This window comes from Ectothiorhodospira marina (assembly GCF_900109495.1).
Lineage (GTDB): Bacteria > Pseudomonadota > Gammaproteobacteria > Ectothiorhodospirales > Ectothiorhodospiraceae > Ectothiorhodospira > Ectothiorhodospira marina.
The window spans coordinates 86,469-93,755 of record NZ_FOAA01000014.1; the positions used below are offsets into that span (position 1 = coordinate 86,469).

Annotated in this window: 7 protein-coding genes; 3 read left to right on the forward strand and 4 right to left on the reverse strand. The window is 60.6% G+C overall.

Annotation, left to right across the window (positions count from 1 at the left end; all coding sequences use genetic code 11):
- Positions 1-2: 2 nt before the first annotated feature.
- Positions 3-1,400, reverse strand: coding sequence for a cytochrome ubiquinol oxidase subunit I (locus BMY52_RS12015; RefSeq protein WP_090254724.1), 1,398 nt, complete (start codon positions 1,398-1,400; stop codon positions 3-5).
- Positions 1,401-1,609: 209 nt separating this feature from the next.
- Positions 1,610-2,317 carry a hypothetical protein gene (locus BMY52_RS12020; RefSeq protein WP_090254726.1) on the reverse strand — a complete coding sequence of 236 codons (708 nt, stop codon included), beginning with the start codon at positions 2,315-2,317 and terminating at the stop codon, positions 1,610-1,612.
- A gap of 299 nt (positions 2,318-2,616) precedes the next feature.
- Here BMY52_RS12020 and fabI point away from each other — a divergent pair, with 299 nt between their 5' ends.
- The 3 genes from fabI to BMY52_RS12035 are packed head-to-tail and all read left to right on the forward strand — an operon-like array spanning position 2,617 to position 6,001.
- Positions 2,617-3,393 carry an enoyl-ACP reductase FabI gene (gene fabI / locus BMY52_RS12025; protein WP_090254728.1) on the forward strand — a complete coding sequence of 259 codons (777 nt, stop codon included), beginning with the start codon at positions 2,617-2,619 and terminating at the stop codon, positions 3,391-3,393.
- A gap of 5 nt (positions 3,394-3,398) precedes the next feature.
- Positions 3,399-4,808: a bifunctional enoyl-CoA hydratase/phosphate acetyltransferase gene (locus BMY52_RS12030; RefSeq protein WP_090254730.1), complete on the forward strand. Its 1,410-nt coding sequence runs from the start codon at positions 3,399-3,401 to the stop codon at positions 4,806-4,808.
- The gene (locus tag BMY52_RS12035; protein ID WP_177169949.1) at positions 4,808-6,001 is read left to right on the forward strand and encodes an acetate/propionate family kinase; all 1,194 of its coding nucleotides are present in this window, start codon (positions 4,808-4,810) and stop codon (positions 5,999-6,001) included. Before BMY52_RS12030 ends, BMY52_RS12035 begins: the two co-directional genes overlap by 1 nt.
- 81 nt (positions 6,002-6,082) lie before the next feature.
- Here the strand turns inward: BMY52_RS12035 and BMY52_RS12040 are convergent, their stop codons facing one another.
- Positions 6,083-6,289 carry a dodecin family protein gene (locus BMY52_RS12040; protein WP_090254734.1) on the reverse strand — a complete coding sequence of 69 codons (207 nt, stop codon included), beginning with the start codon at positions 6,287-6,289 and terminating at the stop codon, positions 6,083-6,085.
- Positions 6,290-6,501: 212 nt separating this feature from the next.
- Positions 6,502-7,287 (reverse strand): transposase (locus tag BMY52_RS15430; RefSeq protein ID WP_177169950.1); only part of this gene is annotated, 786 nt, incomplete at its 5' end.

Sequence of the window (7,287 nt, forward strand, 5' to 3'; positions counted from 1 at the left end):
GGTTACCTCGCACCCTCGGTGATGGATTCATCGGTCGCCGACAGGGGCCTTTTGGCATGGGCCCCGGGTGTCTCATGCCCACCATGGGTGCCATCGGGGCCCTTGCGGATGATGCGTATCAGGAAGGTGATGCCAGCGATGAAGACCACGGCGTACACAGTCACAAAGCCGATCAGGCTGAACAAGGCCATGCCGCCCGTCAAGGAAGGCGTGACTCCATCCTCCACTCGCAGCAGACCATAGGCCAGCCAGGGTTGACGGCCCACCTCGGTGACGAACCACCCGGACAGTACGGCCAGGAAGGGGAGGGGGATCATCAGACTGGTCAGGCGGAGAAAGCGCCGCGATGCTTCCAGGCGACCTCGCCAGGTCAGCCAGGCCCCCCAAAGGGCCACCAGAATCATGAGCATGCCGATGCCCACCATGACACGGAAACTCCAGAAGACGATGGGCATATTGGGACGATCCTCCGGCGCCCATTCCTTCAGTCCCTGGATGCGACCATCCAGTTCATGGGTGAGTATCAGACTCGCCAGCTTGGGAATGCCCACTTCCAGAAAATTGCGTTCCTGGGAGGGGCTGGGGATGGCAAACAGCAGCAGCGGTGCCCCATCGGTGGTCTCCCAGACCCCTTCCATCGCGGCCACCTTGGCCGGCTGATGCTCGAAGGTATTGAGGCCGTGGACATCGCCCACGAACAACTGGGCCGGTGCCGCCAGGGCCAGCATGATCAAACACATCTGCAAGGCCTTCTTGGAGGCCTCGGGGGCCTTGCCCTTGAGCAGATACCAGGCCGAAACCCCTGCCACCACGAAACCACCGGTCAGGAAGGAAGCCAGGGCCATGTGGAAGAATCGCGGCGGGAAGGAGGGATTGAAGATGGCCTCACTCCAGGAGGTGAGATGAAAAATGCCATCACGCAATTCCACCCCGGCCGGCGTTTGCATCCAGCTGTTGGCGGATAGGATCCAGAAAGACGAGATGAAGGTTCCCAGGGCCACCATGCAGGCGGCGAACAGGTGGGTTCCGCGAGGCACCTTGTCGCGTCCGAACAGAAGAACCCCGAGGAATACCGCTTCCAGGAAGAAGGCCGTCACCACTTCATAGGCCAGTACAGGCCCCAGGAAGTTGGCGCTGGCATAAGAAAAAACGCTCCAGTTGGTGCCAAACTGGAACGACATGACGATGCCGGAAACCACGCCCATCCCGAACACCACGGCAAAGACCTTGGTCCAGAAACGGGAGAGTTGTTCATAAACAGGATTGCTGGTCTTGTAGAGCAGCCCCTCAAGTAGGGCGATATAGGAAGCCAGCCCAATGGTGAACACCGGGAAGATGGCGTGGAATGAAACGACGAACGCGAACTGGATTCGCGATAAGAGAAGCGGGTCAAGTTCCATGGAGGCAGGACTCCCGTGTCGTGGTGGTCTTTAGACTCATTCTGCGCCCTTCACCTGGAATACCCTATGATTTTGGTCAATCACCCAGCCCTAAATTCGAGAGCGCCCAGGCTGGCCCCTTGTGCCAGTGCTCCGGAATTGTACCCCCCCGCGTCGCGCACTCAACCCCCTTTGCGGACACAATGGCGGCAGAGTCCTCATGAATACCGCTATGGCCCCATCACCCCGGAGGATCGCAGACAGCCATGAAAGGCCACCGCCGAGGCGCCATTGGACTGACGATCCCAGCAGTTCACGATGGCATCGAAGCAGGCCTCCACCTCATCAGAGTGGCCGCAACGGAAGGCCGCTTCCTCGGAGAGTGAGTCCACCGTGTCATGGGTCACCGTCATGGGCCCCTCGGTGATCATCCAATGCAGGGCTTGTCGGGCGCCTTCCAGGGAAAAGGTCATGCGCTGGATATCACCGAAGGCGTCCTCCACCTTCAGATCCACCTCGTGCCCCGCCATCAATGCCTGCATCAGCGGGGGAATCTCGTTCCCCTTGCGGGGTTCCCACAAGGCCCATTCCACCGACTCACCCCGCTGACCTTCATCCGCCACGGGTTGCTGATCATCGTCGATGTGGGTGGATACCACCTGGGAACGACCTTTGGAGGCGACGCGGGCTTCCACGCAGCAGGTCTTTTCGGCCGCGGGACGATCGGAACGGATCAGGATGGCGGCCTTGATCGGACCATTGCGAGTCTGACCGATGGCAAAGGCGTGCCCGTCGTCGCTGCGAGTATGGGCCAGTAGGGTCAATTCACCTCCATCCGATGTGCTGTAGCTGATCCACCAGTCCTGAAAACGCTCCGCGGCGTTCAGCGGCAGGGCCATTCCCAGCAGGATGCCGACAATCCAGAAGCGATGACCCATGACCTGAAACCCCAGCTTGTGATGGGCGAAATGTCAAGATCATGTGATCAGTAATGATTGATCGTTGTCAACCTTGCGCCGTAAGCACACCTCTGACGGGTCAAACCAGGGCCCAGAGGGCCCGAAAAGCGGGTGGATTTCATCGATTCATCACACTCACCTGTTAATTTTCGCTGCAATGCAGCATATACTAGAGGTTAATGAGTTGGCAGGTGCTCGTGGTCACAGTCCTCGCGGCCCAGTTACCCGACCCGCCTCGCTCATCACCTACATTCGCCCAACCCAATCGGAGGTGGCACATGATCGCCCATCCTTTTTCCCTTGAAGGAAAAACCGGCATCGTCACCGGGCTCGCCAACGCCGACAGTATCGCCTATGGCTGCGCCAAGGCCATGCATGAAGCCGGCGCGGAGATGATCGTCACATACGGTTCTCCCAAGGCCGAGAAACACATCACCCCCCTGGCCGCTGACATGGGCAACCCCCAGCTCATGCTGTGCGATGTGCAGGATGAAGCCCAGGTAGAGGCCCTCTTCGCCCAGGCTCGCGAACGCTGGGGCAAACTGGACTTCCTGATCCATTCCATGGCCTTTGCCACCCGGGACGACCTGCATGGTCGCGTGGTGGACTGCTCACGCGAGGGCTTCGGCCTGGCCATGGATGTCTCCTGCCATTCCTTCATGCGCCTTGCCAAACAGGCCGAGCCACTGATGAAAGACGGTGGCACCCTGATCACCATGTCCTACTACGGGGCTGAAAAGGTGGTGGAAAACTACAATATGATGGGGCCCGTGAAGGCCGCCCTGGAGGCCTCGGTGCGTTACATGGCCGATGAACTGGGCCCGGCGGGGATCCGCGTGCATGCACTCTCACCCGGTCCGATCCGCACCCGGGCGGCATCGGGCATCAAGGACTTTGAAAACCTGGCGCAAACGGCCGAGCAGCGCGCGCCCCTGCGCCGCTTGGTGTCCATTGAGGACGTGGGCCGTACAGCCGTCTTCCTGACCTCGGAAGCGGGACATTCACTCACCGGCGGCACCACGTATGTAGATGCCGGTGACCACGTGAAGGCCTGAAGATCATGGACAAGAAAGTGGAACAAGACTTTATTGAAAACCGCACCTTTGATGAGATCCAAGTGGGGGATTCGGCGACCATCGAGCGCCGTCTCACTATGGATGACATCAAGCTGTTTGCCATCATGTCCGGCGACGTCAATCCGGCCCATGTGGACGAGGACTTCGCCAAGAGCAGTCGTTTCCAGGAAATCATCGCCCACGGCATGTGGGGCGGCGCCCTGATCTCCACGGTGCTGGGTACGGAATTGCCTGGGCCGGGCACCATCTATCTGGGCCAGACCCTGCGCTTCAAGGCCCCCGTGGGCCTGGGTGACGTGCTGCGCGTGCATGTCAAAGTGCTGGAAAAGGACCCCAGCAAGAACCGCATCCAGTTCGACTGTCGGTGCACCAACCAGGATGATCAAGATGTCATCGTGGGTGTGGCCGATGTGCTGGCCCCGACGGAGAAGATTCGTCGCCCACGCACGGTGATGCCTCGGGTACGCATGGCTGAACGAGCTCGGCTGCATGAATTGCTGCACGCCGCTACCCATCCGGAGCCCGTGAGCATGGCCGTGGTGCATCCTGTGGATACCCAGGCCATCCTGGGTGCCTATGAGTCGGCCCGGGCAGGATTGATTCATCCAGTGCTCATCGGCCCGGAAGACCGCATTCGTGCGGCTGCGGACGAAGCCGAAGTGGATATCTCCGATTTTGAGATAGTGTCCGTGCCTCACAGCCATGCCGCAGCGGAGGAAGCCGTCAGCCTTACCCGAAGTGGCCGCATCGAGTCCATCATGAAGGGATCGCTGCACACCGATGAGTTGTTGCGGGCGGTCCTGGCCCGCGAATCGGGGCTGCGTACGGAACGACGGGTCAGCCATATCATGGCCTTTGACGTGCCCACCTATCCGCGGCCACTGTTTATCACTGATGCGGCCATCAACATCTATCCGACGCTGGCCGACAAGATGGACATCGTCCAGAACGCGATTGATCTGGCGCATGCGGTGGGTAATGAAAATCCGAAGGTGGCCATTCTCTCCGCGCTGGAAACGGTCAATCCCAAGATCCAATCCACCCTGGAAGCGGCCGCGCTGTGCAAGATGGCAGAACGTGGCCAGATCACCGGGGGCACCCTGGATGGTCCGCTGGCATTCGATAATGCCGTGTCGGAGGCGGCGGCCAAGACCAAGCATATCGTCTCGCCCGTGGCCGGCAAGGCCGATATCCTGGTGGCCCCGGACCTGGAGGCTGCCAACATGCTCATGAAGCAGCTCACCTATCTGGCGGATGCCACTGGTGCCGGGATTGTGCTGGGTGCACGCGTGCCCATCGTGCTCACCAGCCGGGCAGACGATGCCATCACCCGTATGGCATCCTGCGCGCTGGCCCTGCTGGCAGCGGATTACCAGAAGAAGAAGGGGCGATAATGGCGGATATCCTGGTCATCAACAGCGGTTCCTCGAGCATCAAGTTTGCCCTGTTCGCCCGCGAGGGCGGGCAGGGGATCGAGGGCTTTGCCGCCCGCTTCCGGGGGCAGTTCTCCGGTCTGGGTGACAAGCCGCACTTTGTCATCAAGGATGCCCAGGGACAGACGTTGTTGGATGAGCACCCCAAAGGGCAGGACGGAAGCCACTTCGATCATGGGGCGGCCCTGAAATGCCTGCTGGACTGGGTGGATGATCACTCGGATGCGGACGATATCGCCGCCATCGGCCATCGTGTGGTTCACGGGGGGCGCACCTATCGTCAACCGGTACGCCTGGATGCGGAGACGGTGCGGGATCTGGAAACCTTGATTCCGCTGGCCCCCCTGCATCAGCCTCACTGCCTGGCACCGGTCAACCACCTGTCGCAACTGCGACCGGATGTGCCACAGGTGGCTTGTTTCGATACAAGCTTTCATACCACCCAGCCTCGGGTGGCCCAGGCCTTTGCCCTGCCGCGACATCTCACCGATGCCGGGCTGGTGCGGTATGGTTTCCATGGCCTTTCCTATGACTACATCAGCCGCACGCTGACCCAGCACGTGTCCACCCCGGAAACGGGGCGTGTCATCGTGGCCCACCTGGGTAATGGTGCCAGTCTTTGCGCCATGCACAATGGCATGAGCGTGGCGTCCACCATGGGGTTCACGGCCCTGGACGGGCTGCCCATGGGCACCCGCTGCGGCAACATTGATCCCGGTCTGGTTCTGCACCTGCTCAGCCATGAAAACATGACCCCCGACGAGGTGAGCCGGATGTTGTACAAGGAGTCCGGCCTGCTGGGCGTCTCAGGCATCAGCAGTGATATGCGTGTGCTCCTGGACAGCGAAGAACCCGCCGCCCGTGAGGCGGTAGATCTGTTCGTCTATCGTATTGTGCGCGAGATCGGCAGCCTGGCATCCGCCCTGGGCGGCCTGGACCATCTGGTATTCACCGCCGGCATCGGCGAGCGCGCCGCTCCGGTGCGCTCGGAGGTGATTCGTGGCTGCCATTGGCTGGGGCTTGAAGTGGACGAGGCCAGTAACCTCGCCCATGGACCCTGCATCAGTGCCACGGGTAGCCGCGCCGCCGCCTGGGTGATTCCCACCGACGAGGAACGCATGATTGCCTGGCACACGGCTCAGTGCTGCGAATGACCACCGGCTCCCGGGCCCCCGCATCGGTGCCGCGGCCCGGGAGCCAGGCGAGGAGGTAGCTCTCCACGCCACGAAAACATCCTAGTTATCGTATTTGAAGGATATGTTCAGTCTGGCCCGGTAGGCAGCGATATTCCCCTTCTCATCCAGCTTGAGGTCGAGTTTGCTCACCTCCACAATCCTGAGTTCCCGCAGGCTTGAGCGGGCCTTGGCCACCGCCTGCTGAGCCGCATCCTCCCAAGACTTTTCACTGGTGCCAATCAACTCTATTACCTTATAAACACTCATATTATTATCTCCTCATCTCCTGTATGAATCCTTTGTGGTGGCAATCATTTTCTTCCTTGAAGGCAGACAGCCATGCAAAGGCCGCTCCCCCGTCTCTTATAGACGACCGATGGAGAATTGTCAGGCGACCCCCGGCCGACAACGGCATCATTCGGAATCCGTGAGAAGTCCTAATCACAAGCGGCGCAATGACATTGCTTGCGCCAAAAAACCTAAATGGCCGCCTGCTGCCCAAACACATCCCGAGCCGTCCTGATGCCCCGCAGGTACTGACACTGCCTTCGCGCCGCCAGATCCACCAGACTCGCCGGCGCCCCGATGGCCGAGCCAAAGGAATGGAACAGATCGAATGAGTGCGCGATAAAAGCATCAGTCCCCATACCCATGCGCGCCAGCAGTTTCGGCGTGCCTTCCGGTATGCGTCCCCGTTTGGTGGGGTGAACGCAACGGCCCAGGATCTGCGTCAGTTCCACATAATCCGGCCATGAGAAGGGAATACCCGCCTCGAATCGGCCCGTGCCGTCAAAAGGCATCAGCGGAGCCGGCTGCAACGACCGCAGCACACGCTCCTCGCGCAGGACCTCACTATTGAAGATGCCACTGATGATGGCAGGGTCTGTGGGGGCGTCTGTGTTGGTTTTGTGAAGGAGGGGAGGGCGGTCATCCCCGCGCTCGGGCAATGCCTCACCCACCTGGGTGGCCGTGGTCTCTTCCTGAGGTTGGCTCAATCTTCGAGCGATGGAGGTGTGCGTGCTGTCCTCCAGGCCTTCACACACACCCGCCCGAACCGGATTCAGATCCACGTAGCTCATGGCCGCCAGCAACGCCTGTTCGTCCAGCAGCGCCTGACTCTTGAAGCGGCCCTCCCAGAACCGCCCCCGGACCTTGTCTTCCGCGTTTGCCCGGCGGGCAATGGACTCGTTCAAGACCCGCATGAACCAGGAAAGATCATGCAACCGGCCGCGGTACTCATCGGCATATTCCTCGGCACGTGCCAC

Coding starts and splice junctions, on each gene's coding strand:
- BMY52_RS12015 (WP_090254724.1), bottom strand. CDS start 1,400: ATGGAACTTGACCCGCTTCTCTTATCGCGAATCCAGTTCGCGTTCGTC.
- BMY52_RS12020 (WP_090254726.1), bottom strand. CDS start 2,317: ATGGGTCATCGCTTCTGGATTGTCGGCATCCTGCTGGGAATGGCCCTG.
- fabI (WP_090254728.1), top strand. CDS start 2,617: ATGATCGCCCATCCTTTTTCCCTTGAAGGAAAAACCGGCATCGTCACC.
- BMY52_RS12030 (WP_090254730.1), top strand. CDS start 3,399: ATGGACAAGAAAGTGGAACAAGACTTTATTGAAAACCGCACCTTTGAT.
- BMY52_RS12035 (WP_177169949.1), top strand. CDS start 4,808: ATGGCGGATATCCTGGTCATCAACAGCGGTTCCTCGAGCATCAAGTTT.
- BMY52_RS12040 (WP_090254734.1), bottom strand. CDS start 6,289: ATGAGTGTTTATAAGGTAATAGAGTTGATTGGCACCAGTGAAAAGTCT.